Origin of the sequence: Roseomonas sp. CECT 9278 (genome assembly GCF_918698155.1) — a bacterium.
In the GTDB taxonomy this organism is placed as follows: domain Bacteria; phylum Pseudomonadota; class Alphaproteobacteria; order Acetobacterales; family Acetobacteraceae; genus Neoroseomonas.
In genome coordinates this window covers 111197-137072 of sequence record NZ_CAKKLX010000011.1, presented here as the reverse complement: position 1 = coordinate 137072, position 25876 = coordinate 111197, and the positions used below count along the sequence as shown (strand labels likewise).

The 25876-nt window shown below is 71.5% G+C and carries 28 protein-coding genes; 17 read left to right on the top strand and 11 right to left on the bottom strand.

The features are described from left to right. Positions 1-2 precede the first annotated feature (2 nt). Positions 3-200 carry a hypothetical protein gene (locus LQ222_RS10080; protein ID WP_230166173.1) on the bottom strand — a complete coding sequence of 66 codons (198 nt, stop codon included), beginning with the start codon at positions 198-200 and terminating at the stop codon, positions 3-5. A 126-nt stretch (positions 201-326) separates the two neighbouring features. On the opposite strand from LQ222_RS10080, the gene LQ222_RS10075 reads away from it, so the two are divergent. Then, positions 327-1835 carry a DUF563 domain-containing protein gene (locus tag LQ222_RS10075; RefSeq protein ID WP_230166171.1) on the top strand — a complete coding sequence of 503 codons (1509 nt, stop codon included), beginning with the start codon at positions 327-329 and terminating at the stop codon, positions 1833-1835. A 51-nt stretch (positions 1836-1886) separates the two neighbouring features. Here LQ222_RS10075 and zapE read toward each other — a convergent pair whose 3' ends face one another. From zapE to LQ222_RS10060, 3 genes are all read right to left on the bottom strand, one after another. After that, positions 1887-3104: a cell division protein ZapE gene (gene zapE, locus LQ222_RS10070; protein ID WP_230166169.1), complete on the bottom strand. Its 1218-nt coding sequence runs from the start codon at positions 3102-3104 to the stop codon at positions 1887-1889. 337 nt (positions 3105-3441) lie between these two features. Further along, entirely contained in the window at positions 3442-4032 is a 591-nt protein-coding gene (locus tag LQ222_RS10065) for a c-type cytochrome (protein ID WP_230166168.1), read from the bottom strand. Then, a complete protein-coding gene (locus LQ222_RS10060) occupies positions 4029-5255 on the bottom strand; it encodes a sorbosone dehydrogenase family protein (protein ID WP_230166167.1) in 1227 nt (408 codons plus the stop codon). Before LQ222_RS10060 ends, LQ222_RS10065 begins: the two co-directional genes overlap by 4 nt. 129 nt (positions 5256-5384) lie before the next feature. Between LQ222_RS10060 and LQ222_RS10055 the strand changes: the two genes are divergently transcribed. Continuing rightward, entirely contained in the window at positions 5385-6152 is a 768-nt protein-coding gene (locus tag LQ222_RS10055; protein WP_230166166.1) for a sulfite exporter TauE/SafE family protein, read from the top strand. Here the strand turns inward: LQ222_RS10055 and LQ222_RS10050 are convergent. Both LQ222_RS10050 and LQ222_RS10045 read right to left on the bottom strand, forming a co-directional pair. Continuing rightward, entirely contained in the window at positions 6139-6825 is a 687-nt protein-coding gene (locus tag LQ222_RS10050; protein ID WP_230166165.1) for an RraA family protein, read from the bottom strand. The two genes, LQ222_RS10055 and LQ222_RS10050, sit on opposite strands and share 14 nt — an antisense overlap. Before the next feature lie 60 nt (positions 6826-6885). After that, positions 6886-8190 (bottom strand): MFS transporter, encoded by a 1305-nt coding sequence (locus tag LQ222_RS10045; protein ID WP_230166164.1) that lies wholly within the window; start codon positions 8188-8190, stop codon positions 6886-6888. Between the two features lie 171 nt (positions 8191-8361). Here LQ222_RS10045 and atpH point away from each other — a divergent pair, with 171 nt between their 5' ends. The 6 genes from atpH to LQ222_RS10015 all read left to right on the top strand — a co-directional run bounded on the left by atpH (position 8362) and on the right by LQ222_RS10015 (position 14749). Continuing rightward, a complete protein-coding gene (atpH, locus tag LQ222_RS10040; protein ID WP_230166163.1) occupies positions 8362-8961 on the top strand; it encodes an ATP synthase F1 subunit delta in 600 nt (199 codons plus the stop codon). 3 nt (positions 8962-8964) lie between these two features. Next, positions 8965-10497 carry a F0F1 ATP synthase subunit alpha gene (atpA, locus tag LQ222_RS10035; protein WP_230166161.1) on the top strand — a complete coding sequence of 511 codons (1533 nt, stop codon included), beginning with the start codon at positions 8965-8967 and terminating at the stop codon, positions 10495-10497. 24 nt (positions 10498-10521) lie between these two features. Further along, positions 10522-11406 (top strand): F0F1 ATP synthase subunit gamma, encoded by an 885-nt coding sequence (locus tag LQ222_RS10030; protein ID WP_230166159.1) that lies wholly within the window; start codon positions 10522-10524, stop codon positions 11404-11406. 65 nt (positions 11407-11471) lie between these two features. After that, positions 11472-12902 carry a F0F1 ATP synthase subunit beta gene (gene atpD / locus LQ222_RS10025; RefSeq protein ID WP_230166179.1) on the top strand — a complete coding sequence of 477 codons (1431 nt, stop codon included), beginning with the start codon at positions 11472-11474 and terminating at the stop codon, positions 12900-12902. Positions 12903-13127: 225 nt separating this feature from the next. After that, positions 13128-13547: an ATP synthase F1 subunit epsilon gene (gene atpC / locus LQ222_RS10020; protein WP_230166158.1), complete on the top strand. Its 420-nt coding sequence runs from the start codon at positions 13128-13130 to the stop codon at positions 13545-13547. 341 nt (positions 13548-13888) lie between these two features. Beyond that, on the top strand, positions 13889-14749 hold the full coding sequence (locus LQ222_RS10015; protein ID WP_230166157.1) for a ferritin-like domain-containing protein: 861 nt from the start codon (positions 13889-13891) through the stop codon (positions 14747-14749). 285 nt (positions 14750-15034) lie between these two features. On the opposite strand, the gene LQ222_RS10010 is transcribed toward LQ222_RS10015, so the two are convergent. Next, positions 15035-15391, bottom strand: a complete 357-nt coding sequence (locus LQ222_RS10010; RefSeq protein WP_230166156.1) for a hypothetical protein — start codon at positions 15389-15391, stop codon at positions 15035-15037. A 439-nt stretch (positions 15392-15830) separates the two neighbouring features. Between LQ222_RS10010 and LQ222_RS10005 the strand changes: the two genes are divergently transcribed. The 5 genes from LQ222_RS10005 (at position 15831) to sigJ (ending at position 19838) form a co-directional block, all read left to right on the top strand. Next, the gene (locus LQ222_RS10005; protein WP_230166155.1) at positions 15831-16961 is read left to right on the top strand and encodes a type III PLP-dependent enzyme; all 1131 of its coding nucleotides are present in this window, start codon (positions 15831-15833) and stop codon (positions 16959-16961) included. 180 nt (positions 16962-17141) lie between these two features. Further along, positions 17142-17612 carry an Lrp/AsnC family transcriptional regulator gene (locus LQ222_RS10000; protein WP_230166154.1) on the top strand — a complete coding sequence of 157 codons (471 nt, stop codon included), beginning with the start codon at positions 17142-17144 and terminating at the stop codon, positions 17610-17612. A 165-nt stretch (positions 17613-17777) separates the two neighbouring features. After that, positions 17778-18449 carry a leucyl/phenylalanyl-tRNA--protein transferase gene (gene aat, locus LQ222_RS09995; protein WP_230166153.1) on the top strand — a complete coding sequence of 224 codons (672 nt, stop codon included), beginning with the start codon at positions 17778-17780 and terminating at the stop codon, positions 18447-18449. Between the two features lie 73 nt (positions 18450-18522). Then, a complete protein-coding gene (locus tag LQ222_RS09990) occupies positions 18523-18975 on the top strand; it encodes a carboxymuconolactone decarboxylase family protein (protein WP_230166152.1) in 453 nt (150 codons plus the stop codon). After that, the gene (gene sigJ, locus LQ222_RS09985) at positions 18972-19838 is read left to right on the top strand and encodes an RNA polymerase sigma factor SigJ (RefSeq protein ID WP_230166151.1); all 867 of its coding nucleotides are present in this window, start codon (positions 18972-18974) and stop codon (positions 19836-19838) included. The genes LQ222_RS09990 and sigJ overlap by 4 nt, the downstream gene beginning before the upstream one ends. Before the next feature lie 13 nt (positions 19839-19851). Here the strand turns inward: sigJ and LQ222_RS09980 are convergent, their stop codons facing one another. The 3 genes from LQ222_RS09980 to thiS all read right to left on the bottom strand — a co-directional run bounded on the left by LQ222_RS09980 (position 19852) and on the right by thiS (position 21366). Next, complete coding sequence (locus tag LQ222_RS09980) at positions 19852-20289, bottom strand: VOC family protein (protein WP_230166150.1); 438 nt, start codon at positions 20287-20289, stop codon at positions 19852-19854. 62 nt (positions 20290-20351) lie between these two features. Then, entirely contained in the window at positions 20352-21149 is a 798-nt protein-coding gene (locus LQ222_RS09975) for a thiazole synthase (protein WP_230166149.1), read from the bottom strand. A gap of 4 nt (positions 21150-21153) precedes the next feature. Further along, positions 21154-21366, bottom strand: coding sequence for a sulfur carrier protein ThiS (thiS, locus tag LQ222_RS09970; protein WP_230166148.1), 213 nt, complete (start codon positions 21364-21366; stop codon positions 21154-21156). A 171-nt stretch (positions 21367-21537) separates the two neighbouring features. Here thiS and aroQ point away from each other — a divergent pair, with 171 nt between their 5' ends. From aroQ to sugE, 4 genes are all read left to right on the top strand, one after another. After that, a complete protein-coding gene (gene aroQ, locus LQ222_RS09965; RefSeq protein WP_230166147.1) occupies positions 21538-21990 on the top strand; it encodes a type II 3-dehydroquinate dehydratase in 453 nt (150 codons plus the stop codon). Continuing rightward, complete coding sequence (gene accB, locus LQ222_RS09960; protein WP_230166146.1) at positions 21990-22445, top strand: acetyl-CoA carboxylase biotin carboxyl carrier protein; 456 nt, start codon at positions 21990-21992, stop codon at positions 22443-22445. Before aroQ ends, accB begins: the two co-directional genes overlap by 1 nt. 13 nt (positions 22446-22458) lie before the next feature. Next, entirely contained in the window at positions 22459-23805 is a 1347-nt protein-coding gene (gene accC / locus LQ222_RS09955; protein WP_230166178.1) for an acetyl-CoA carboxylase biotin carboxylase subunit, read from the top strand. An 82-nt stretch (positions 23806-23887) separates the two neighbouring features. Beyond that, positions 23888-24208: a quaternary ammonium compound efflux SMR transporter SugE gene (gene sugE, locus LQ222_RS09950; protein ID WP_230166145.1), complete on the top strand. Its 321-nt coding sequence runs from the start codon at positions 23888-23890 to the stop codon at positions 24206-24208. A 7-nt stretch (positions 24209-24215) separates the two neighbouring features. Here the strand turns inward: sugE and LQ222_RS09945 are convergent, their stop codons facing one another. Beyond that, positions 24216-25799, bottom strand: coding sequence for an ABC transporter substrate-binding protein (locus tag LQ222_RS09945; protein WP_230166144.1), 1584 nt, complete (start codon positions 25797-25799; stop codon positions 24216-24218). Between the last annotated feature and the right edge of the window lie 77 nt (positions 25800-25876).

Genomic DNA, 25876 nt, shown 5'->3' with positions numbered 1-25876 from the left:
GTCTAAGCGACAGCCTGGCGGCTGCTGGCGGCTTCGCGGCGCTGCGGCGCCGCCGCGGCGCGCGCGGCGGTGGCCCGGTTCGCCTGCGGCGCGGCCTGCCGGCTCTGGGCCTGGGCCTGGTCGCGGGTGCGCGCCTCGCTCGGCGCGGCAGTCCAGGACACGCAGGCAAGGGCGACCAGGGCGGTGCAGAGGAAGCGCATTCCGTAAGCCTCTCGAATCATTTCGCCGTGTTTCGAGCCCGACTCTACACGGCATCGCGGTTGCCGGGGAAGGGGCGCTCGACCACCCTGGCGCGCATCCCGCCCCAGCCACGAGCGCCCCTGCCGATGACCGACCCCGACATCGAAAGCGACGGCGAGGCCGGCGCGGCGCCGGACAACCCGGTCCTGTTGCGGCGCCTGAGGGTCCTCGCGGATCGCCGGGACTGGGCCGCGATCTGCGCGCTGCTGCACCCCGACCCGCCCGGGCGCGTCGCGCTGCGGGTCATCCCGATCGCGATCGACGCCGCCCTCGCGACCGGGCACGAGGCGGTGCTGGACTGGGCGGCCTGCGCCGCCATCACCCGCGACCTGCCGCACCGGATGCGGGCGCAGGCGGCGTATCGCCTGGCGCGGGCCGGCCGGCCGGCGCTCGCCTGGAGCGTGCTCGCGGCCGATCCGGCCACGCCCTTCGCGGCCGATGCGCGCGGCCTGGTCAGCGCCGCCCTGGCGATGATCCATGAGAATGGCAGCGCCGCGCCGGCCGAACGGGCGGCGGCGCGCGCGCTCGCCCGGCGCCTGGCCGGCATCCCGGAGGATGCCCCCCCGGCCGCGCCCTTCCGCATCCCGGATGCCGGGCCTTGCGCGCCGCCCGCCTTTCCCGTCGCGCTGCGGCTCGCCCCCGGCGTCGATCCGGGCTTCGGCGCCGAGGTCGCGCGGATGATCGCCGATGGCGAAGCCGCCTTCGCCAGGACCGAGGCGCCGCCGATCGACGTGTTCGAGGATGTCTTCACCAACCGCCATGGCCATGTCTGGCGCAGCGACGGGCGGCTGGTCGGGCGCCAGGCCGGGGTCCTGCCGCCGGGCACCGCCGCCGCCATGGCGATGGCGCCGCGCATTGCCGCGGGGGTGCATGCCACCGGGCTGAGCAACAATTTCTACCACTGGTTCGGGGCTTGGCTGCCGAGCCTGTGCTGGCGCCTGGCGCCGGGCGTGCCGCGCGGCCTGCCGATCCTGCTGCGCAGCGATGCCGCCAGCTACCAGACCGAAAGCCTCGACCTGGTGTTCGGCACCGAGGTGCCGATCCTGCCGGTCGCCGAGGCCACCCATCTCCGCACGCTGTACCGCGTGCGCGAGAACGGTGTGCGGATGGACCCCGCCGGCCCCTACGAGCCGATGATCGCGCGCATGATCGCCGCGGTGGAGGCCCGCACGGCGCGCCCGGCGGTGGCCGGCGAGCGGCTGTACATCTCGCGCCGCGATTCGCCGCAGCGCCCGCTGGGCAACGAGGCGGAGCTGGAGGCCGTGCTGGCGGCGCTGGGCTTCACCGCGGTGACCATGACGGAGTGGCCGCTGGCGGAGAAGATCGCCATCGTGCGCGCGGCCTCGGTCATCGTCGCGCCGCATGGCGCGGGGCTGAGCCTGCTGCTGTTCGCGCGCCCCGGCACCAGCGTGTTCGAACTGCTGCCGGCGATGCCGCGCACCATGTCGGTCCGGCTGTGCATGACGCGGCTGTCCCGCGCACGGGGCCATCGCCACCTGGCCTGGGTCGAGCCCTGCGACGAGGCGACCGGGCGGTGGTCCTGCGCGATCGCGCCGCTGGTGGCGGCGCTGGAGGAATTCATCGCCGGGGCGTGAGCGGGCGGCACCGGGCGGCGGGGCGCGCCAGGCGGCGCGCGCCGGCCTGCGTCAGGTCAGGTGCGGCAGCGCCAGGTAGTCCTGCGACTGCATCTCGACCAGGCGGGAGGCGGTGCGTTCGAACATCGCGGCATTCTCGCCACGTTCGTAGAGGCGGTCGGGCACGTCCTCGGCGCTCGCGACCAGTTTCACGCGATGTTCATAGAGCGTGTCGACCAGCGTGATGAAGCGGCGCGCCTTGTCGAAATTCTCCGGCCCCAGGCGCGGGATGCCGTCGAGCACGATGGCGTGGAAATGCGTCGCCACCGCCAGGTAGTCGGCCGGGCCCAGCGGGCGGCCGCAGATCTCGTCGAAGCCGAAGCGCGCCACGCCGCGCGCGGCCTGCGGCACCTCCACCCGGCGGCCGAGCAGGGTCAGCGTGGTGGCGGCGGGCGCGGTGTCGCCGATCAGCTCGGCAAAGGCGGCGTCCAGCGCGCGTTCGGCGCGGCCATCGGCGGGCACGTGCCAGGTCGGCAGGCCGCGGATGCGTTCGCGCCGGTAGTCGCGCGCGGATTCGATGACCAGCACCTCGATCCGCTTCTTGATCAGCGCGATGAAGGGCAGGAAGGCGTCGCGCCCGGGCTTGCCGCGGAACAGGTCGTCCGGCGCGGTGTTGGACGTGGCGACCACCACCACGCCGCGGGCGAAAAGTGCCTCGAACAGGCGGCCCAGGATCATGGCGTCGGCGATGTCGTGCACCTGGAATTCGTCGAAGCACAGCAGCGCGGCCTCGGCCACGATGCTGTCGGCCAGCGGCGGGATCGGGTCGTGGTCGTGGATGTCGGTGGGCGCGGGGGCATCGGCGTCGCGCATCTTCCAGGCATGGATGCGCCGGTGCGCCTGCTGCATGAACTGGTGGAAATGCAGGCGCTTCTTGCGCGGCACCTCGGCCGCTTCGAAGAACAGGTCCATCAGCATGGACTTCCCGCGCCCGACCTCGCCGACCAGGTACAGGCCCATGGGCGCGCCGGCGGGGGCTTCCTCGGTCGCCTTGCGGCGGAAGAAGCGGGAGAGGAAGCCGCCGGTGTCGGGCGGTTCGGCACGCGGGTCGTAGCCGCGGGTGCGCCGCCAGAGGTCCTGCAGCTTCTCCGCGGCCATGACCTGCGCCGGGTCGGCGGTGATGGTGCCGGCGGCGATGCGCGCGCGCAGCGCGGGCAGCGGGCCGTCGGGATGGCGGGTGTGGGACGGGCCGGCGGTTGGGCCTGCCGATGCGTCCGGAGGTGGCGTCATGGGACGGGACGCTTAGCCCGCGTGGCCGCGCCCGACAACCGCCGGCGGTGTGGCTCTGCGGCGCGCCCCTTGCGGGGGCACGGAGGTGGCGGTGAGGCAGGCGTGCCTGGGGCGCGTCGGGCCGGAGCGCGCCTGTCGCATTGCGGGCGGGCGTGCCTCCGGCAGATCAGGTCGCGCGTGCCGCCGGCACATCAGGTCACGCGCGCCTCCGGCACGTGGAGTCACGCGCGCCTCCGGCACGTGAAGTCTCGCGCGCCTCCGGCACGTGAAGTCTCGCGCGCCTCCGGCACGTGGAGTCACGCGCGCCTCCGGCACGACGCCCCGGACCCCGAACCCCCTACTCTCGCTGCGAGAGGTAGTGCGCCAGCGCGGCGATCTGCGCGTCGGTCAGCCCGACCACCGCGCCGTTCATCTGGGAATCAGCGCCCACGCGCACCCCGTCGCGATATTCGATCATGGTGCGGGCGAGGAAATCCTCGCGCTGGCCGACCAGGCGCGGCACCTGCTCGCGCCCGGTCAGCGCGGGCAGGTGGCACACCGCGCAGTTGCGCGGGCCGATCAGCGCCTGGCCGGCGGCGAACAGCGCCGGGTCGCGCGCGCGGCGGTCCTGCGGCGGCCCCGGGGGAAGCGAAGCGAAATGCGCCGCCAGGTCCTCGATGGCGCCGTCCGCCATGCCCGCGGCGACCGCGGTCATCGCCGGCACCTGGCGCAGCCCCTCGCGGAACAGGATTAGCTGGGTGGTGATGAACAGCGCCGGCTGGCCGGCGAGCGAGGGCGTGCCCTCGATGGCGCTGCGCCCGGCCTCGCCATGGCAGGCGGCGCAGCGTTCCGCGGAAACCGCCGCGCCGCGCGCGGCATCCTGCGCGGCGGCGGAAAAGGCAGCGGCGGCGCCGAACAGCGCCGCCGCCAGAAGTCCCGCCAGCCTCACCGGCGATAGGTGATGCGGTAGATCGCACCCATCTGCTCGCCGGAGACGAGCATGGAGCCGTCGCGCAGCACATGCACCTCAACCGGCCGGTCGGCGAAGGTCTGCGCGGCGTCGTTGCGCAAGCCGGTGAGGAATTCCTCCACCCGCGTCACGTTGCCCTGCGCGTCCAGGTGCGCGACCACCACGTCGAAGCCCGACAGGCGCGACCGGTTCCACGACCCGCGCCGGGCGATGAAGGCCATGTTGCGATACTGCTCGGGGAACATGGTGCCGGTGTAGAAGCGCATCCCCAGCACCGCGGTATGCCCGCCCAGCAGCGCCGCCGGCTGCGAGAATTCGGCGCAGTTGCGCCCGGCATTGAACTGCGGGTCACGCCAGTCGCCCAGGCAATAGGGGAAGCCGAAATCCTCGCCGGCGCGGCGCACGCGCAGCAGCGTGTCCTGGGGGGCGTCGTCGCCGGCCCAGTCGCGGCCGTGGTTGGTCGCCCACAGCTCGCGCGTGACGGGGTGGTGCGCCATGCCGACCGAATTGCGCACGCCGCGCGCCTCGATGCGGCGGCCGCTGCCATCGGGGTTGAAGGAAACCAGCAGCGCGAACTTGTCGCGGTCGGTGTTGCAGACGTTACAGTTGACGCCGACGTTGGTGTAGATGCGGCCATCGGGCCCGAGCGTGGCGAACTTCCAGTGGTGGTTGCCGCCGTGCTCCTGTTCGGTCGGCAGGGCGAAGGCGGCGGTCAGGTCCACCGGCGCGGGCGGGTTGTCGAGGTTCGCCTCGATGTTGTCGTAGCGCAGCACGCGGTTGACCGCGAAGACGTACAGGCTGTTGCCGATCATCACGAGGCCGTTGGGCTGCGCCAGGCCCTGCAGCAGCACGCGCGTGCGCGTGGTGCCATCGGGGTTGCGCGTGATGGCATAGACGCGCCCGATCGCGCGCGTGCCGGCGAACAGCGTGCCGTTCGGCCCCTCGGCGATGGCGCGCACGCCGGGCATGCCATGGGCGAAGACCTCGGCCTGGAAGCCGGGCGGCAGGCGGATGGCGCCGACCGGCACCTGGTCGAGCGGCGTGACCGTCATGCGGGCGGCATGGGGCGCGAGGGTCGAACCTTCGGGCCGGCCGACCGCCCAGCCCGGCACCGGTGCGGCGGGGGCCGCCGGCGCCTGTGCCAGCGCGGGCCCGGCCAGCAGGGCGGCGGCGAAGCCAAGCAGGATGCGTCGTGAGGACATGGCGTTGCTTCTCCCAGTCGCCCCGTTGGCGGGCGTGCGGCGCATGGAAGGACGGAATGCGCGGGGCTGCAAGCGCAGGTTGCAGGGCGGGCCCTGGACGGCGGCGGCGCAGCGGTCGAACGTGACGGCATGGATGGACTTCTTGCCGGGCTGCCGCCCGTGGGCGCGATGCTGGGCATGGCCGGCGCCGCCCTGGCGGGCGGGGTGTCGCGCGGCTTCTCGGGCTTCGGGGCGGCGCTGGTCTTCGTGCCGCTGGCCTCGGCGGCGGTCGGGCCGCGGGCGGCGGTGCCGGTGCTGGCGCTGATGGAATGCGCGGCCTGCCTGGTATTCCTGCCCAATGCCTGGCGCCATGCGGCGCGGCGCGACGTGGCGGTGATGGCGGCGGGCGCGACCTGCGCCGTGCCGGTCGGCGCCATGATCCTGGCGGCCAGCGACCCGGTGGCGCTGCGCTGGGGGCTGACCGCGCTGGTGCTGCTGGCGGTGGCGGTGCTGGCCTCGGGCTGGCGCTACCGCGGGGCGGGTTCGGCGCCACTGACCTTCGGCGTGGGCGCGCTGGGCGGGGTGATGAGCGGCACCGCCATGCTGGGCGGCGTGCCACCGGCGGTGTGGTGGCTGGGGCGCAGCGCCCCCGCCGTGGTCGTGCGGGCCAACATGAACCTGTATTTCGCCGTGCTGACCGCGGTGGTGACCGCCGCCTTCGTCTGGCGTGGCCTGGTCGGGGTGCAGACGGCGTGGTTCGCGCTGGCGGCGGCGCCGGTCTATGGCGCCGGGCTGCGGGTGGGCGCGCTGCTGTTCGCGCGCACCAGCGAGGCGACCTTCCGCACCGCGGGCGTCGCGCTCATCCTGGCCGCGGCGGTGCTCGGCATGCCGCTGTGGGACCCGCTTACGGGGCGATGACGCGGGCGGCCGCGACCACGCCGCGGATGCGGTCGTTGTCGGTCGCGCCGGCCTCGACCGCGGCGATCGCCATCACCTCGGCCGCGCGCACGGCATTCAGGCGGTCCAGCACCTGGCGCGCGCGGTCGAGCGGCACCACCACCACGCCGTCGGCATCGCCCACGATGATGTCCCCCGGCCGGACATGCTGGCCGCCGAGGGTGACCGGCGCGCCCACCACGCCCGGACCGTTCGAGGCCGGCGAGGCCGGCATGATGCCGGCGGCGAACAGCGGCATCCCGGCGGCGACGATGCCCGCGCGGTCGCGCGCCAGCCCATCCGTCACGAAGGCCGCGACGCCCTTGTTCTTCATCATGCCGGCGACCAGGTCGCCGACCACCGCGGTGCCGGTGTAGCCGTCATTGGCCACCACGATGACGTCGCCGGGCTGCGCTTCCGCCAGCGCGCCGAACACGCCCACCACATCGGCCGGGTAGGACAGCGCGGTCAGCGCCGGGCCGACGAACACCGCATTGTCCGGGTCCATCGGCTTGATGCGGTAGTCAAGCGCGCCGCGCCCATCCATCGCATCGGCCAGGTGCGAGGTCTGCGCGCCGCGGAAGGCCTCGACCAGCGCCGGGTCCGGCCGCGCATGGCCGCGATGGATGGTGAGCATGGGCGGGTTGTCGATCATGGCGCGTCCTCGGGTCCTGGTGCGGGATGCTCGCGCGCGGGGCGGGGCGCGTCCACCCGGTCAGCGGCGCGCGTGCAGCGTGGCCGCGGCGGCGAGTTGCAGCGCCAGCGCCACCGCGCCCACCGTCCAATCCCCCGCCAGGTCCCGCAGCAGGCCGAAGATGGCGGGCGCGAAGGCATAGAAGGCCTGGTTCACCGCGGTGATCAGCGCCACCACCGCGCCGACCTGCGCCGCCGGCCATTCGGCCTGCGCGATCAGCGGCGGCAGGGACAGCAGGTTGCCCAGCCCGAGCCCGAACAGCACGCAGGCGAGCAGCATGAGCGGTGCGCTGGTGCCGCCCGCCGCCAGCAGCGCGACCGACCCCGCCGCCTGCACCAGGAAGTTCAGCGCCGCAGCGCCGCGCCGGCTGGCATCGGGCGGCAGCAGCCAGCCGACCGCGGTGCGCCCCAGCACCGCGCAGACGGTCGCGAGGCTGACCGCCCAGCCCGCGCCGGTGACGCCGAGCGCCGGCGTCATCAGCGAATACACCTGCGAGAGCAGCCCCATCTGCCCGACCATGCCGAGCGCGAAGGCCATCGACAGGCTGCGGAAGCCGGGCTGCGACCAGAGCGCGCCTGCATTGCCGGCGGCGGCGCCCGGGGTGGGTGGCGCGGCGGCGCCCGGGGTGGGTGGCGCGGCGGCGCCCGGGGTGGGTGGCGCGGCGGCGCCCGGGGTGGGTGCAGCGGCGGCGCCCGGGGTGGGTGCAGCGGCGGCGGCTGATGCGGCGGCGCCATCGGTGCGCTGGCCGAGCATCGCCGGGTCGGGCGCGAACCAGCGCCCCGCGACGGGCCACAGCACCGCCAGGCCCACCGCGCCGATGGCGATCGCCGCGGGGAGGAACCCGATGCCGCCGATCAGCGCCGCCCAGAGCGGCACGAAGACGATCCCGCCCATCGAGGCGCCGTTATAGGCCATGGCCAGCGCCGCCGGCCGCCGCCGGTCGAACCACCGGCTGACGATGGCGTTGATGGCAGCGCCGCTGGTCAGGGCCCAGCCCGCGCCGGTCAGCAGCGCCGCGGGCACCAGCCAGGCGGGCGCCGGCGCGACCGCCCAGGCCAGCGCGCCGCCGGCCGAGAGCAACAGCCCCCCGCGCAGCATCGCCACCAGGCCGAGCCGCGGCTGCACCGCCGGCAGCCGCGCGACCAGCACGGCGCTGGCCAGAAAATGCAGCGTGATGGCGCCCGATACCGCGGCGACGGACCAGCCGCGCCCGCCGCTGAGCGCCTGCAGCCAGACCCCCGGTCCGTTGAAGCCGATGCCCCAGGCGAAGGACGCCAGCGCGAAGGCCGCCCAGACCACCTGCCAGCCGAAGAAGCGCTCCGCCATCGCGCACAGCCTGCCATGAAGGCGGCATCCGGCGCGAATTCGGTGCGGCGCTCGGTTGCGGTGCGGCACACGCTATGTTAATCGCCCGCCGCCGCCGGGGCTGCCGTCCCGCGCGGCCATGACCCTTGGCCGTTCGCCGGAACGCGCCGCGCAAAAGGACCGGGATCGCTCGTGGCCGCCGAGACCATCCAGACCGTCTCCCCTTCCTCGCTTGGCGCCGCTGGCGCGGCGTCGCGCTATGCGCTGGCGCTGCTCGGCCTGGCCGACGACCTGCGGCCGACCGAGCCCGGTGCCGTCGACCGGATCGCCGGCGACCTCGAGGAACTGCTGACCCTGTGGCGCGACGACGCGGATTTCCGCGACTTCATCGCCGACCCGAGGCTCGATGGCGTGAAGCAGCGCGCCGGCATGTTCGCGATCCTGGATCGCGTGAAGACCGGCACCGAGGTGCGCAACCTGGTCGGCGTGATGATCGTGAACCGCCGCCTGGCCGCGCTGCCGGCGGTGGCGCAGGCCTTCGGGGCGCTGCTCGCGGCGCGCCGCGGCCAGCAGACCGCCGAGGTGGTCACCGCCCATGCGCTGTCGGACACGCAGCGCGCGCAGATCGTCGCCCGCCTGACCGAGGCCGGGTATTCCGGCGTGCGCCTGTCCGAGAGCATCGATCCGTCCATCCTGGGCGGGCTGATCGTGCGGATCGGCTCGCGCCTTTACGACAACAGCATCAAGTCCAAGCTGCAGCGCCTGCAGTACGCGATGAAAGGGGCCGCCTGAACCATGGATATCCGTCCTGCCGAGATCTCGGAGATCCTGAAGGCGCAGATCGCCGGCTTCGATGCCGAGGCGAATGTCGCCGAGGTCGGCACCGTGCTGACCGTGGGCGACGGCGTGGCCCGCGTGTACGGCCTGCAGAACGTGATGTCCGGTGAGCTGGTGGAATTCCCCGCCGCCGGCATCCGCGGCATGGCGCTGAACCTCGAGGTCGACAATGTCGGCGTCGTGATCTTCGGCGACGACAAGAACATCCGCGAGGGCGACACCGTCTCCCGCACGCAGTCGATCGTGGACGTCCCGGTGGGCAAGGGGCTGCTGGGGCGCGTGGTCGATGCGCTGGGCAACCCGATCGACGGCAAGGGCCCTCTGGTGGACGTGACGCGCACGCGCGTCGAGGTGAAGGCGCCGGGCATCATCCCGCGCAAGTCGGTGCATGAGCCCATGCAGACCGGCATCAAGGCGATCGACAGCCTGATCCCGATCGGCCGTGGCCAGCGCGAGCTGATCATCGGTGACCGCCAGACCGGCAAGACCGCCGTCATCCTCGACACCATCATCAACCAGAAGCCGATCAACGCTTCGGGCGATGAGTCGAAGAAGCTGTACTGCATCTATGTCGCGGTCGGCCAGAAGCGCTCCACCGTGGCCCAGCTGGTCAAGACGCTCGAGGAGCAGGGCGCGCTCGAGTATTCGATCATCGTGGCCGCCACCGCCTCGGACCCGGCGCCGATGCAGTTCCTGGCCCCGTACTCCGGCTGCGCCATGGGCGAGTTCTTCCGCGACAACGGCATGCACGCGGTCATCTTCTACGATGATTTGTCGAAGCAGGCGGTGGCCTATCGCCAGATGTCGCTGCTGCTGCGCCGCCCGCCGGGCCGCGAGGCCTATCCGGGCGACGTGTTCTACCTGCATTCGCGCCTGCTCGAGCGCGCGGCGAAGATGAACGACGATTTCGGCGCGGGCTCGCTGACCGCTCTGCCGGTCATCGAGACGCAGGCGGGCGACGTGTCGGCGTACATTCCGACGAACGTCATCAGCATCACCGACGGCCAGATCTTCCTGGAGACCGAGCTGTTCTACAAGGGCATCCGCCCTGCGGTGAACGTCGGCCTGAGCGTCTCGCGCGTGGGTTCCGCCGCGCAGATCAAGGCGATGAAGCAGGTGGCCGGCAAGATCAAGCTGGAGCTGGCGCAGTACCGCGAGATGGCGGCCTTCGCGCAGTTCGCCTCGGACCTCGATGCCACCACGCAGGCGCTGCTGGCGCGCGGTGCGCGGCTGACCGAGCTGCTGAAGCAGCCGCAGTACAAGCCGGTGCCGGTCGAGGAGCAGGTGATCTCCCTGTTCGCCGGCACGCGCGGCTACCTGGACCGCATCACGGTGGCGCAGGTCGGTGAGTTCGAGCGCCGGCTGCTGGCCGACCTCAAGGCGCGTTCGCCCGATATCGTGGAGGCGATCCGCACCGACCGCGAGATCAAGAAGCCGACCGAGGACAAGCTGGTCGCCTTCCTGGACGACTTCGCCAAGTCCTTCGGCTGACCAGGCAGGGCGCGGAGAGCACCCATGGCGAGCCTCAAGGCGCTGCGCATGCGGATCAACAGCGTGAAGTCCACGCGGAAGATCACGCAGGCGATGAAGATGGTGGCGGCGGCGAAGCTGCGCCGCGCGCAGATGCGTGCCGAGGCGGCGCGCCCCTATGCCGAGCGCATGGAGCGCATGCTGGCCTCGCTGGGCGTGGCGGTGGCGAACCAGCCGGATGCGCCGAAGCTGCTGGTGGGCACGGGCGGGGATGCCACCCATCTGCTGGTGGTGATGTCGGGCGATCGCGGCCTGGCTGGGGCCTTCAACACGAATATCGGGCGCTTCGCGCGCACCCGCATCCGTGAGCTCGAAGGCCAGGGCAAGACGGTCAAGGTGCTGGCCGTGGGCCGCAAGGGCGCGACCTTCCTGAAGCGCGAGTTCGGCTCGCGCTTCGTGGGCGAAGTGTCCTTCGCCGGCAAGAAGACCGTCGGCTTCGAGGATGCTGCCGAGGTCGCGGCGAAGATCACCGCCATGCTCGAGGACGGCGAATTCGACGTCTGCGCGCTGCTGTACAACCGCTTCCGCAGCGTGATCTCGCAGATCCCGTCCGAGCAGAAGCTGATCCCGGCTGCGCTGCCCGAAGCCGAGGCCGAGGTCGCGGCGGGCCCCCAGGCGCAGTACGAATACGAGCCGACCGAGGAGGAAATCCTCGCGGCGCTGCTGCCGCAGAACCTGGCCGTGCAGATCTATCGCGCCGTGCTGGAGACCAATGCCGGCTTCTACGGCAGCCAGATGCAGGCGATGGACAACGCCACCCGCAATGCCGGTGAGATGATCAACAAGCTCACCCTGAATTACAACCGCACCCGCCAGGCCAACATCACCCGTGAGCTGATCGAGATCATCTCCGGGGCTGAGGCCCTGTGATGGCGCGTGCACCGAAGAAGAAGTCCGATGCCGCCGAGGCGGCGCCGATCGAGCAGGGGATTGCCATCGTGAAGAACAATGTCGGCAAGGTCACGCAGGTGCTGGGCGCCGTGGTGGACGTGCAGTTCCCGCAGGACCTGCCCAACATCCTGAACGCGCTGACCGTCAAGATCGGCGATCGCGTGCTGGTGCTGGAAGTGGCGCAGCACCTGGGCGAGCGCACGGTCCGCACGATCGCGATGGACAGCACCGACGGCCTGGTGCGCGGTTCGGAAGTGATCGACACCGGCGCGGGCATATCGGTGCCGGTCGGCCCCGGCACGCTCGGGCGCATCCTGAACGTGATCGGCGAGCCGATCGACGAGCGCGGCCCGGTGCCGCACGACAAGACCTATACCATCCACCGCGAGGCCCCGGCCTTCGACGAGCAGGCGACCGCGGCCGAGATCCTCGTCACCGGCATCAAGGTGATCGACCTGCTGGCGCCTTACCTGAAGGGCGGCAAGATCGGCCTGTTCGGCGGCGCCGGCGTGGGCAAGACCGTGACCATCCAGGAGCTGATCAACAACGTCGCCAAGGGCCATGGCGGCGTGTCGGTCTTCGCCGGCGTCGGTGAGCGCACCCGCGAGGGCAACGACCTGTATCACGAGATGGTCGATGCCGGCGTCATCAAGCTGGGCGAAGGCACCACCGAGGGTTCGAAGGTGGCGCTGGTCTATGGCCAGATGAACGAGCCGCCGGGCGCGCGTGCGCGCGTGGCGCTGTCCGGCCTGTCGATGGCGGAGTACTTCCGCGACGAGCAGGGCCAGGACGTGCTGTTCTTCATCGACAACATCTTCCGCTTCACCCAGGCGGGCGCGGAAGTGTCCGCGCTGCTGGGCCGCATCCCGTCGGCGGTGGGCTACCAGCCGACGCTGGCCACCGACATGGGCGCGCTGCAGGAGCGCATCACCAGCACCAAGAAGGGGTCGATCACCTCGGTGCAGGCGATCTACGTTCCCGCGGACGACCTGACCGACCCGGCGCCGGCGACGTCCTTCGCGCACCTGGACGCGACCACGGTGCTGAACCGTTCGATCGCCGAGCTCGGCATCTTCCCGGCGGTGGACCCGCTGGACAGCACGTCGCGCGCCATGGACCCGCGTATCGTCGGCGACGAGCACTACAATACCGCCCGCGAAGTGCAGAAGATCCTGCAGACCTACAAGTCGCTGCAGGACATCATCGCCATCCTGGGCATGGACGAGCTCTCGGAAGAGGACAAGCTGGTGGTGGCGCGCGCGCGCAAGATCCAGCGCTTCCTGTCGCAGCCCTTCCACGTGGCCGAGGTCTTCACCGGCACGCCGGGCGTGTTCTGCAAGCTCGAGGACACGATCCGCTCCTTCGCCGGCATCGTGAAGGGCGAGTTCGACCACCTGCCGGAAGCCGCCTTCTACATGGTCGGCACGATCGAGGAGGCGGTGAAGAAGGCCGAAGGCTTGAAAGCGGCGGCCTGACGCCTCCTCGATCGAGTTTTTGTTTGGTCCCTCAGACGCCGGGCGGGCGGCATCCGCCGCCCTTGTCTGCGCCGCACCGCTGGTGCGCTTGAGGGGAAGGCCTTATGGGCGGCGCCGGCCGCTGTGCGGCCGGATGCGGTCAGGGCGTGCTGGGTTGGTTCGGGCGCTCTGGATGTGATGGTGGTGGGCGCGCTTGGCGCCCCGATGTCGTAGGGGTTTGCACGGATGGCCACCTTCCAGCTCGAATTCGTCTCCCCCGAGAAGCTGCTGCTCTCGCGCCCGGTCGAGATGGCCCTGCTGCCCGCCGCCGATGGGCAGATGGGCGTGCTGCCCGGCCATGCGCCGATGATCGTGGCGCTGAGCGGCGGCGTGATCTCGGTGCGCGAGGGCGGTGCGGAGACCGAGGCGCTGTTCGTGCCCGGCGGCTTCGCCGAGATCACCCCCACCCGCGTGACCGTCCTGGCCGACGAGGCGACGCCCGTCGCCCAACTTTCGCGCGCGAATGCCGAAACCCGCATCGCCGAGGCGGAGAAGGCCCTGGCAGACCTCCAGACCGCCGAGGGCACCACGCCCGAGAGGCGCGAGGCCGCCATGGCGCGCCTGCTCTCGGCCCGCGCGATGCTGGCCGCCGCGCAGGCGGCCTGAGCCGTCGGCGCGCAGCCGCCGGGACCGGTCCAGGCGCCGCTGCCGGTCCTTCCGGGCCCGCGGCGCGGCCCTTGCTGGTCACCTTCCCGCGATGCCACGACCGCGGGCACGCCGCGTCCGGCGGGCGGCGGCCCGGCCACGGACCGGCAGACCACCGCTGAACCTGCCGGCCGGCCTGGTGCCGGGCGGTCAGGCCGCCCGGCACCAGGCGCGAGGTCTGGCGGCGCGCCAGGCCTCCACCGCGCCGCCTGGCCAAGCCGCCTTGAATCCGCCATGCCGCGCACGAAGATTGGCCGCGGAATGATGCGCTGCCAGGGTCCCGCCCCGGCGAGGGAGTACGCATGAAGCACTGGCATATCGACGAGGTGGGCTGGGACCGCTTCGACCCCTCCAGGGTCGATCCGGAGATCGTGCCGCTGGTCAAGGCGGCCGCGATGGTCGAACGCAATGCGGCGGACTACGTCACCTACCTCTCGCGCGTGTTCAACGACGACCCTGACTTCAAGGCCGCTGCCGAGCACTGGGGCGTCGAGGAAACGCAGCACGGCGATGCGCTCGGCCGCTGGGGCGAATTGGCCGATCCGGGCTGGAATTTCGCCGCCGCCTTCGCGCGCTACCGCGCCGGCTACCAGGTGCAGCTGAATGCCGATGCGTCGATCCGCGGGTCGCGCAGCGGCGAGCTGATCGCGCGCTGCATGGTCGAGACCGGCACGTCGTCCTACTACACCGCCCTTGCGGACGCGACCGACGAGCCCGCGCTGAAGCAGGTCTGCAAGCTGATCGCGGCGGACGAATACCGCCACTTCAAGCTGTTCTACGACCACCTGAAGCGCTACCTGGGCCGCGAGAACCTGTCCTTCCCGCGCCGGCTGCGCGTGGCGCTGGGGCGCATCGGGGAAAGCGAGGATGACGAGCTCGCCTTCGCCTTCCACTGCGGCAACGAGCCCGAGGGCACGCCCTATGACCATGACCGCTGCATCAGCGGCTACATGGGCCGCGCGATGGGCTTCTACCGCTTCCATCACATCGAGCGCGGCATGGGCATGATCTTCAAGTCGATCGGCCTGGAACCGCGCGGGCGGATGGCGGATATCGCGGCGAAGGGCGCCTGGCGCCTGCTGCAATGGCGCCGCGACCGCTATCGCCAGGCGTTGAAGCGCGGCGCGAACGAGAACGCGACGGCATCCGCCAAGGCGGCCTGAGACGGGCGACGCGGTGGGCTGACGCGCGGCGCGCAGGGGGTTGGGTGGCGCGGCGGCGCGCCGGCCACCGGTGCCCTGGTGCGCTCAGCGCGGCTTCGGCCGCAGCACGATGCGCGCGCCGGTGCGCGGGTCGATGCCGACCACCTCGGTGTCCTTGTCCGATTCCTCGTCAGGCGGATATTGCGATGGCGCCTCGCCGGTCCTGCTGGTGACGCGCGGGTAGCGGCGCCGCGGCGCGGCCTCGGCGAATGCCAGCGCCTCGACCGCGAACAGCCATTCGTCGCCCTAGTCGAACAGGAAGGTCAGCCGCCGCCCGGGCGCCGGGATGGCCTCGGCGATGGCGGTGCGGCGGACGCTGCCGGCGCGGGGGCCACGATCGAAGGGGCCGACCGGACCGTCGGCGAACAATTCCCAGCGCGGCGCGGCCGACAGCAGGCTGCGGCGCGTGCGGCCGCTGGAGAAGCCGAAGGCATGGTCGAGATCGAAGGCGAAGGCATCGACGATCGCCTTGGCCAGGTGCTCCAGGGGCCGTGCCGCCGCCACCTCCATCTCGCGCGCGATGGGCTGGCCCGCCGGATCGCGCAGCATGCGCCCGACATCCTCGAGCATCGTGACGCCGAAGCCGATGATCGCGACGGCCATGGCGATTGCCCCTGCTTGCCGGGCGCGATGATGGCGCGCCCGCCCGGGGGCTGGCAGCGCCGCGGAGCGGGTGAAGGACCGGTAAGCTTCCGGCGATTCCTGTCGCCCGCGGGTCGAATCGCCCGAACCCAGCGACGTCCCCTGGGCGGTTTCCTGGCATCACGGCCGGTTTGAGAAAAAAATTCGGGCGGGGTGCAATTTTTCCTTTGCACCTGGAACCGCACGCCCTATACGGCGCGCCTAGACGCAGTACGCACGTGCCTCTGGCCCCCGGCCGCACTCCGGCCAAAGGGTTTACGCAACGACGTCAAGCGTTCTGGCAACCCCGTCCGGCTTCCTGCCGGGCGGCTCAATTTGGTCGCTGGTTCGTTCGACCGTTTCGTCAACCTTGGGCCGTCGCCTGGACAGGCGGTCCACCGGAGCCTGGAAAGGTGCGGCGATGACCCCGAAGATCGCTGAGTATCTGCGCGACCACGCGCCTGCGACCCCGTGCCTCGTCGTCGACGTGGAACGGGTGGAGCAGAACTATCGCGCGCTGAAGGCGGCGCTGCCGCTCGCGCGCGTGTTCTATGCCGTGAAGGCCAACCCGGCCGCGCCGATCCTGGAGCGGCTGACCGGCCTTGGTTCGTCCTTCGATGCCGCCTCCTGGGAGGAAATCCAGGGCTGCCTGGCCGCCGGCGCGCTGCCCGGCGCGATCTCCTATGGCAACACGGTGAAGAAGGTCTCGGCCATCCGCGCGGCGCATGAGGCCGGCGTGACCATGTTCGCCTTCGACAGCGAGGCGGAGCTGCACAAGATCGCCCGCCATGCCCCGGGCGCGCGCGTCTATTGCCGCATCCTGGTGAAGAACGAAGGCGCCGAATGGCCGCTGTCGCGCAAGTTCGGCTGCGAGCTGGACATGGCGCGCGACCTGATGGTGCAGGCCGGCGAGCTCGGCCTCGATCCCTATGGCATCTCGTTCCATGTCGGCAGCCAGCAGACCAGCACCGCGGCCTATGAGGGCGCGATCGCCCGCGTGGCGATGCTGTTCACCGACCTCAAGGATGCCGGGGTGAAGCTGCGCATGGTCAACCTGGGCGGTGGCTACCCGGTGCGCTACCGCGCCGAGGTGCCGGGCATCGACGATTTCGGCCATGCCATCATGGGCGCCATGACCCAGCATTTCGGCAACGACCTGCCGGAGATGCTGATCGAACCCGGCCGCTTCATGGTGGGCGATGCTGGCGTGGTGTCGGCCGAGGTCGTGCTGGTCTCCCGCAAGGGCAAGGACGACCCGGTGCGCTGGGTCTATCTGGATATCGGGCGTTTCGGCGGCCTGGCGGAGACCGAGGGCGAGGCGATCAAATACGCCTTCCGCACGCCGCATGACGGTGGCGCGGACGGTCCGGTGACCATCGCCGGGCCGACCTGCGACAGCACCGACACGCTGTACGAGAAGTCCAACTACCGCCTGCCGATGGCGCTCGACTGCGGCGACCGGGTCGAACTGTTGTCCACCGGCGCCTATGTGACCACCTATGCATCGCAGGCCTTCAATGGCTTCCGGCCGTTGCAGGAACACTACATCTGACGCGGCACGGCTGGGCGGTGGACGACACTGCCCAGCCGCTGTACCGCCTGCGCCGGGCGGCACCCGTCGCAGCGCCGTGCTGGTGCCGCTGCGCGTCCGGGCCGGCCCGCGGCGCGGTTTCGCCGATCGCGCCCGATCCATTTCCTTCACAACTGCCCGTTTGCCGGATAGGCTGCGGTCATGGACAGCATAGACCGGAACATCCTGGTCGCGCTGCAGCATGACGGGGCGGCCGGCCTGGCAGAACTCGCCAAGGTCGCCGGGCTTTCGGTCTCCGCCACCGCTGAGCGCGTCAAGCGGCTGGAGGAACGCGGCACCATCCGCGGCTGGCGGGCGGACCTTGACCCGGCGGCGGTCGGATGCCCGCTGCTGGCCTGGGTCTTCGTCGCGCTTAGGCCTGCCACGTCGGACACGAAGTTCCGCGAGGCCTTGCTGCCGCTGGAAGCCGTGGTGGAATGCCATGCGGTGTCCGGCGCCTGGTCCTACCTGCTGAAGCTGCGGGTGGCGACGCTGGGCGAGCTGGAAACCTTCGTCGCCGGCGAATTGCGCCGCAAGGCGGGTGTCGAGCGGACCGAGATCGTGCTGGCCCTGGCCACCGTGAAGGAGACCGCGATCCTGCCGGTCGCGCCGGCCGACGACGACGAGGAGTGACGCGCCCGCGGCCCGCCCCTCCCCGGGCGCGGCCGCAGGGCCGGCCATGCGGCCATGCCGTATCGGATGCGGCTCGACTCGCGCGCATGTGCGAAGATGCGCGCGAATGAGGGCCGCAGCGATGTCCCGTCGTACGCCAGTCGCCTCCGCGCAGGGTGCCGCCACATGAGCCGGCGCCAGATGGAGGTGACGCCCGACCTGCTGCTGCGCGCCTATGGCGCGGGCGTGTTCCCCATGGCCGAGAGCCGCGGGTCGGACCGGCTGTACTGGCTGGACCCGGCGCTGCGCGGCGTGCTGCCGATCGATGCCGGCTTCCACCTGCCGCGGCGGTTGCGGCGCACCGCGCTGTCGGGCCGCTTCACCATCACCGCCGACCGCGACTTTGCCGGCGTGATCCGCGGCTGCGCGGAACCCGCCCCGGGGCGCGCCGACACCTGGATCAACACCGAGATCGAGCGCCTGTTCGTCGCCCTGCACGACCGCCGCGCGGCGCATTCGATCGAGGCCTGGCAGGAGGGGCGGCTGGTCGGCGGGCTGTATGGCGTGGCCCTCGGCGGCGCCTTCTTCGGGGAGAGCATGTTCTCCCGCGCCACCGATGCGTCGAAGGTGGCGCTGGTGCACCTGGTCGCGCGGCTCAGGCTATGCGGCTTCGTGCTGCTGGACACGCAGTTCCTGACCAGCCACCTGGCGCGCTTCGGCGCGGTCGAGATCCCGAAGGCGGACTACAAGCGGCGCCTGGCGGATGCGCTGGACGCCCCGGCGTGCTGGCATGCCGAGATGCCGTTGGAGGCGATCGAGGAGGAGATCACCGCCATGCGTGCCGCCGCTGCCGATTGATCCGCGCCGCCATGTCACAGCCGGCCGGGCTGCCTCGTCCTGCTTCCGAACCCCACGGATGCAGGAGCATGCCATGACCGCCCGAACGAACCACTGGGCCACCGCCCCCAAGGTGCTGCAGGCCATGATGTCGCTGGAGAAGGCCAGCCGTAGCCAGGGCCTGGAGCCCGCGCTTCTGGAACTGGTCAAGACCCGCGCCTCCCAGGTCAACCGCTGCGCCTTCTGCATCGACATGCACACGCGCGAGGCCCGCGCGGCCGGCGAGACCGAGCAGCGCCTGTTCATGCTGGCGGCCTGGGAGGAGGCGACCTGCTACACCCCGCGCGAACGCGCCGCGCTGGCCTGGACCGATGCGCTGACCCTGCTGGCCGAGACCGGCGCGCCGGATGACGCCTATGCGGCTATGGCCGCGGAGTTCAGCCCGGAGCACCAGGTGGCGCTGACGCTGGCGATCAGCACGATCAACGCCTGGAACCGCTTCGGTGTCGGCTTCCGCGCGGTGCCGGGTTCGGTGCCGGGCGCATGAGCGGTGGCGCGGCGGGGGAGGCAGCCTTCACCGCCGCGCGGCCGCGGCTGCGCGCGCTGGCCTATCGCTTCCTCGGTTCGATGAGCGATGCCGAGGATGTGGTGCAGGCCGCCTGGCTGCGCTGGGCGGCGGCCGACCAGGACGGCGTCGCGGAGCCCGGGGCCTTCCTGCGCCGCATCGTCGCGCGGTTGTGCCTCGATGAGCTGAAATCGGCGCGGCGCAAGCGCGAGAGCTATGTCGGCCCCTGGCTGCCCGAACCGGTGGTCGAGACCGACCCGCTGGCCGGGCGCGCGGCGGCGGAGGAGGTCTCGATGGCGCTGATGCTGGCGCTGGAACGCCTCAGCCCGCTGGAGCGCGCGGCCTACCTGCTGCACGACGTGTTCGACGGCGGGTCGGAGGAGGTGGCGGCGACGCTGGGCCGCACCCCGGCGGCGGTGCGCCAGCTGGCGGCGCGGGCGCGGGCGCATGTCAAGCAGGCCCGGCCGCGCTTCCCGGTGACGCCGGAGGAAGGCCAGCGCATCGCCGCAGCCTTCCGCGCCGCGGCGGAGGGGGGCGATGCCGCCGCACTTGGACGGTTGCTGGCGGCGGATGCTGTGCTGCGCGCCGATGGTGGGGGCGTGGTCACGTCGGCGACGAAGCCGGTCCATGGCGCGGACCGCATCGCGCTGTTCTTCGCCGGGCTGGGGCGCAAGGGACGCCTGGGGACGGCGCACGCGCCCGCCTGGATCAACGGCCTGCCGGGCCATGTCACGCGCTTCGCCGATGGCTCGGTGCAGACCATGGCGCTGGAGATCGAGGCCGGGCTGGTGCGCGCGGTCTATGTGGTGCGGAACCCGGCGAAGCTGCGCGGGCTGATGGCGTAGGGCCGGCGCCCCGTCAGGCGTGCCACTGCGCCAGTTCGACCGTGACGCCCTCCGGCCCGTCGATGAACACCAGCTTGCGGGCGTGGAAGTCCATGATGGCATTGCGGGTGTGGAAGCCGGCGGCTTCCAGCTTCGCGACCTCCTCGGCCACGTCGTCCACGGCGAAGCAGATGTGGTTCATGCCGAGCTTCGCGAGGTTGCGGATCTGCGGGTCGGGCACCGGGTCGGGGTGGCGGTAGTGCAGCAGCTGGATCTCGGTGCGGGGCGTCACGTCCTCCAGCACCAGGGTGACGTGGTCGGCGTCAATGCCGGGCACGCCCATGTAGGTGTCGAAGGGCGGGCCCTGGATCACCACGGCCATGGCTTCGCGGAAGCCGAGGACCGCGAAGAACCGTTTCGCGCGGTCGAGGTCGCGCACGACGATGGTCAGGTGGTCGAAGCGGCGCAGCATGGCGGGATCCTCCTGCCGCAGGAAACCATGGCCGCCCGCAGGAATGGAACGGTGGCGTGGCGCTACCGGATCAATCCGCCCATCGGGCTCGACGCATCCGCCTGGTAGTTCACCGGCATGCGCCCCGCCAGGAAGGCATTGCGCCCCGCCTCCACCGCCGCCTTCATCGCCACCGCCATGCGCACAGGGTCGCGGGCGTGCGCGATGGCGGAGTTCAGCAGCACCGCGTCGCAGCCGAGTTCCATCGCCTTCGCCGCATCCGACGCCGTGCCAATGCCGGCATCGACCAGCACCGGCACCTTCGCCTGCTGCTTGATGGCGCGCAGCATGAAGGGGTTGGTCAGCCCGAGCCCCGATCCGATCGGCGCGCCCAGCGGCATGATCGCCACACAGCCCATGTCTTCCAGCTTGCGCGCGGCCACGGGGTCGTCGGCGCAATAGACCATCACCTCGAACCCGTCGGCGATCAGCGCGCGGGCGGCTTCGAGCGTGCCTTCCATGTCGGGATACAGGAAGGGCGGCGGGCCGAGCACTTCCAGCTTCACCAGGTTCCACCCGCCGGCCTCGCGCGCCAGGCGCAGCGTGCGCACGGCCTCGTTGGCCGTGTGGCAGCCGGCGGTGTTGGGCAGGTAGGTGTAGTCCTTGGGCGAGACGAAATCCTGCAGCATGGGGGCCGACGCATCGGACAGGTTCACCCGGCGCACGGCGACGGTGACGATCTCGGCGCCCGAGGCCGCGATGGCGGCGGCGGTTTCCTCCAGCGACTTGTAGCGGCCGGTGCCCACGATCAGGCGCGAGCGGAAGCGCCGCCCGGCGACCTCCCAGCTGTCGTCGCCGGTGGCGGCGGGGGTTCCGTCCATGCTCTCAGCCTCCGCCGATGAAATGCACGATCTCGAGCCGATCACCGGGGGCGAGTGCCACGCTGTCGTAGGTCGATCGCGGCACGATCTCCTCGTTGCGTTCCACCGCCACCTTGCGGGTGTCGAGGCCGATGGCGCGCAGCAGGGCGGCGACGGTGTCCCCCGCGGCGACATCGCGCGATTCGCCGTTCACGGTGATGGCGATGGGCTGGGTCATGCTGGCCGCGAATGTGGCGAAGCGAGGGGGGCGCCGCAAGCCGGGCGGGCGCATGGCTGTCCAGACCGCCACATCCCGCGCCGACCGGGACCGCCGCTGCGAGCCCCCCCGCTTGCCCCCCGGAAACCCCCCGTGCTAGCCCGTTGCGCCCCATCACCCGGTAAAACGCCCGTGACCCCGCCCCTGATCGCCGTGTTGAACGGCCCCAACCTCAATATGCTCGGTGTCCGCGAACCGGAGAAATACGGGTCCGCGACGCTCGACGACGTCGAGGCGCTGTGTGCCGAAACGGCCGAGGAATTCGGCCTGGCGATCGATTTCCGCCAGACCAATGCCGAGGGCGAGCTGGTCACCTGGGTCCAGGAATGCCGCGGGCGTGCGGCCGGCATCATCATCAACCCGGCGGGCTACACCACCACCTCGATCGCGGTCATGGACGCGCTGCTGGCGGTCGGGCTGCCGGTGATCGAAGTGCACATCACCAATATCCACCGCCGGGAGGAATTCCGGCATCACAGCTTCATCTCGAAGGCGGCCGTAGGCGTGATCTGCGGGCTTGGCGTGCAGGGCTACGCGCTGGCCATGCGCGCCATGGCGGATCTGGTCGAGCAGGACGGGGAATGATGGGCAACTTCATCCAATTCGACGCCGCCGCGATCCGCGAGCTGGCGCAGATCCTGCGTGAGACCGACCTGACCGAGATCGAGCTGGTCGATGGCGAGGCGCGGCTGCGCGTGGTGCGCCAGGGTGTCGTCATGGCGCCGGTGGCGCAGCAGGTCGCGGTCGCGGCGCCGGTCGCCGCACCGGTCCAGGCGGCGCCGGCGGAGGCGCCCGATGCCGACCACCCCGGGGCGGTCACCAGCCCGATGGTCGGCGTGGCGTACCTGTCGCCCGAACCGGGTGCCGCCGCCTTCGTCACGGTCGGCGCCAAGGTGGCGCAGGGCCAGACGCTGCTGCTGATCGAGGCGATGAAGACCTACAACCAGATCAAGGCGACGCGCGCGGGCACCGTCACGCGCATCCTGGTCGAGAGCGGCACGCCGGTCGAATACGGCGAACCGCTGATGATCGTCGAATAGGTTGGCCTATCCCATGTTCGGCAAGGTGCTGATCGCCAATCGCGGCGAGATCGCGCTCCGTGTCCATCGTGCCTGCCAGGAGATGGGCATCCGCACCGTGGCGGTGCATTCGACGGCCGACGCCACCGCGATGCATGTGCGCCTGGCGGATGAGAGCGTGTGCATCGGCCCGCCGGCGGCGCGCGATTCCTATCTGAACGTCGCCGCCATCCTGTCCGCCGCGACCATCACCGGCGCGGATGCGGTGCACCCCGGCTACGGCTTCCTGAGCGAGAACGCGCGCTTCGCGGAGATGGTCGAGGCGCATGGGCTGAAGTTCATCGGCCCGTCGCCCGACCACATCCGCATGATGGGCGACAAGATCGCGGCGAAGGATGCGATGCGCCGGCTGGACGTGCCGCTGGTGCCGGGCTCGATGGGCGCGCTGGACACGCTGGAGGAAGCCCGCGCGGTCGCCGAGCAGGTGAAGTATCCCGTGCTGATCAAGGCGGCCGCCGGCGGTGGCGGGCGCGGCATGAAGGTGGCGCGTTCGGCTGATGAGCTGGAGGAAGCCTGGCGCGTCGCGCGCGGCGAGGCCAAGGCCGCCTTCGGCGACGACAGCGTGTACCTGGAGAAATACCTCGATCGCCCGCGCCACATCGAATTGCAGGTGCTGGCCGATACCCACGGCAACGTGGTGCATTTCGGCGAGCGCGACTGTTCGCTGCAGCGCCGCCACCAGAAGCTGGTCGAGGAAGCCGGCAGCCCGGTGCTGACCGGCGCCGAGCGCGACGCGCTGGGCGCGCGCGTCACGGCCGGGCTGTCGAAGCTCGGCTACCGCAATGCCGGCACGCTGGAATTCCTGTGGCAGGATGGCCAGTTCGCCTTCATCGAGATGAACACCCGCCTGCAGGTCGAGCACCCGGTCACCGAGATGGTCTGCGGCATCGACCTGGTGAAGGAACAGATCCGCATCGCGGCGGGCGAGCCGCTCGGCTACACGCAGAAGGACATCGCCTTCTCCGGCCACGCGATCGAATGCCGCATCACGGCGGAAGACCCCGAGACCTTCGCCCCCAGCCCGGGGCGCGTGAACACTTATCACGCGCCGGGCGGGCTCGGCGTGCGTGTCGATAGCGCGTTGTATTCCGGCTATACCGTGCCGCCGCACTACGACAGCCTGGTGGCGAAGCTGGTGGTGCATGCGCCGTCGCGTCGCGAGGCGATCGGGCGCATGCGCCGCGCGCTGAGCGAGATGGTGGTGGCCGGCATCCGCACCACGCTGCCGCTGCACCAGGCCGTGATGGACGACCCCGAGTTCCAGTCGGGCGACTACACGATCCATTGGCTGGAACGCTTCGTCGCGTCCCGCCAGGGCTGAGCGGGCCCGCGCCGGGGACGACCCCGGCGCATGTCGCGAACCGGCGGGGACGGCCCTGCCACAGGCACCAAGGGGACCTGCGGTGGGATGGATCTATCTGGTCGGCGCCGGCCTGTCCGAGATCGGCTGGGCGATCGGGCTGAAATACACGCAGGGCTTCACGCGGCCGGTGCCGACGCTGCTGACCATGGCAAGCATGGTCGTCAGCCTCGGCCTGCTGGGGCTGGCGCTGAAGACGCTGCCGCTCGGCACCGCCTATGCGATCTGGACGGGGATCGGCACGGTGGGCACCGTCATCCTCGGCATCGTGCTGTTTGGCGAGGCGGCGACCGCATGGCGCCTCGCCTGCGTAGGGCTGATCCTGGCCGGGATCGTCGGGCTGAAGCTCGCGACCCCCGGCTGACGGCGCGTCAGCGCACGGGCGTCGCGCTCATGGCCGTGGTGCGCTCGTCCATCCGCGCCTCATAGGCGATGCCGCGGCGCGTCGCCCAGAAGTTCACGAGCTGGTACAGCGGGATCATCGCGACATCCTCCACCGTGACGATGCGCACCGCGTCGCGCAGCATCACCTCGCGCTGCGCGTCATCCAGCGTGGAGGCCGCGCGGTCGGTCAGCGCATCCAGCGCGGGGTTCGAGTAGCGCGAGTTGTTCGCCGCCCCGCGGCGGCGCTCACGGTCGTAGGTGCCGAAGATGTTGACCAGCATGTACGATGCCTCGCCGGTCACGCTGCCCCAGCCGCCCAGGCGCATGTTGAACTCCTGGCGGGAATTGCGCGCGGCATAGGTGGCCCAGGGCAGGGCCGACACCTCGGTCCGCACGCCGATGCGCGTCCACATCTGCGCCACCGCCTGGATGGTGCGCGCATCGTTGGGGTAGCGGTCATTGGGCCCGTGCAGCGTGATGCGGAAGCCCTGCGGATAGCCGGCCTCCGCCAGCAGGCGCCGCGCGCCATCGGGGTCGAGCGTCGGCACCGGCACGTCCGGATTGTAGCCGAAGGACCCGGGCGGCAGCCATTGGCCGGTCGGCCGCGCGGTGCCCTCCATGACGCGGTCGGCCAGCGCCGTGCGGTCGATCGCCATCGACATGGCGCGGCGGACGCGCACGTCGTGGAACGGGTTGCGCGGCAGGGGCCGGCCGTCATTGTCGGTGACGAACAGCGGGTCCTCGATGCGGTTGAAGTTCGACATCAGGTAGATCAGCCGCAGGCCCTGGATCTCGTGCACGCTCACGCGCGGTTCGCGGCGCAGCCGCGCGAGGTCCGAGGACGGCACCTGGTCGATCAGGTCGACATCGCCCGCCAGCAGCGCCGCGGTGCGCGCCGCATCATTGGCGACAAAGCGATACGACACGCGCGCCCAGGGCTGCGCCCCGCCCCAATAGGCGTCGTTGCGCGTGAATTCCGTGCGGTCGCCGGACCGGTAGGAGACCAGCCGATACGGGCCGGTGCCGATCGCGGCGGAGCCGGCGTTGTAGTGCTCGGTCTCGGCCCCGGTGCCGGCATGGCGCGAGATGATCTGGATCGACGCCAATTCGGTCGGCAGCAGCGGATGCGGCGATGCGGTGTGGAAGCGGATGGTCCGGGGGTCCACCACCTCGATCCGCGTGATGGCGCGGATCAGGCCGGAGAAGGTGCCCGGGCTGTTGCGCACGGTGGGCACGCGTTCGATGCTGAAGGCGACGTCGTCGGCGGTGAAGTCGCGCCCGTCATGCCACGTCACGCCGGCGCGCAGCTTGAATTCCCACAGGGTGGGTTCGACCGCGCGCCAGGATTCCGCCAGCATCGGGCGCAGCCGTGCCTGCGCATCCTGTTCAACCAGGCGGTCGAACATGTGCTGGGTCAGGCTGATGTTCGGCGAGGCATTGTAGAAATGCGGGTCGAGCGAGGTCGGCGATCCGCCGATCCCGATGGTGAGGTTCTGCCCCCAGGCCTGCGCGGCGCCGGCGGCGACCATGATCGAGGCAATCCATGCGCGGTGCGCGGGCAGGCGTGGCATAGCGGTGTCTCCGGCGTGTCGGGTGCTGGGTCGCGAGCCTAGCGGCAGCCGGGGCGGGCTGCTACAACCGGGGCCAC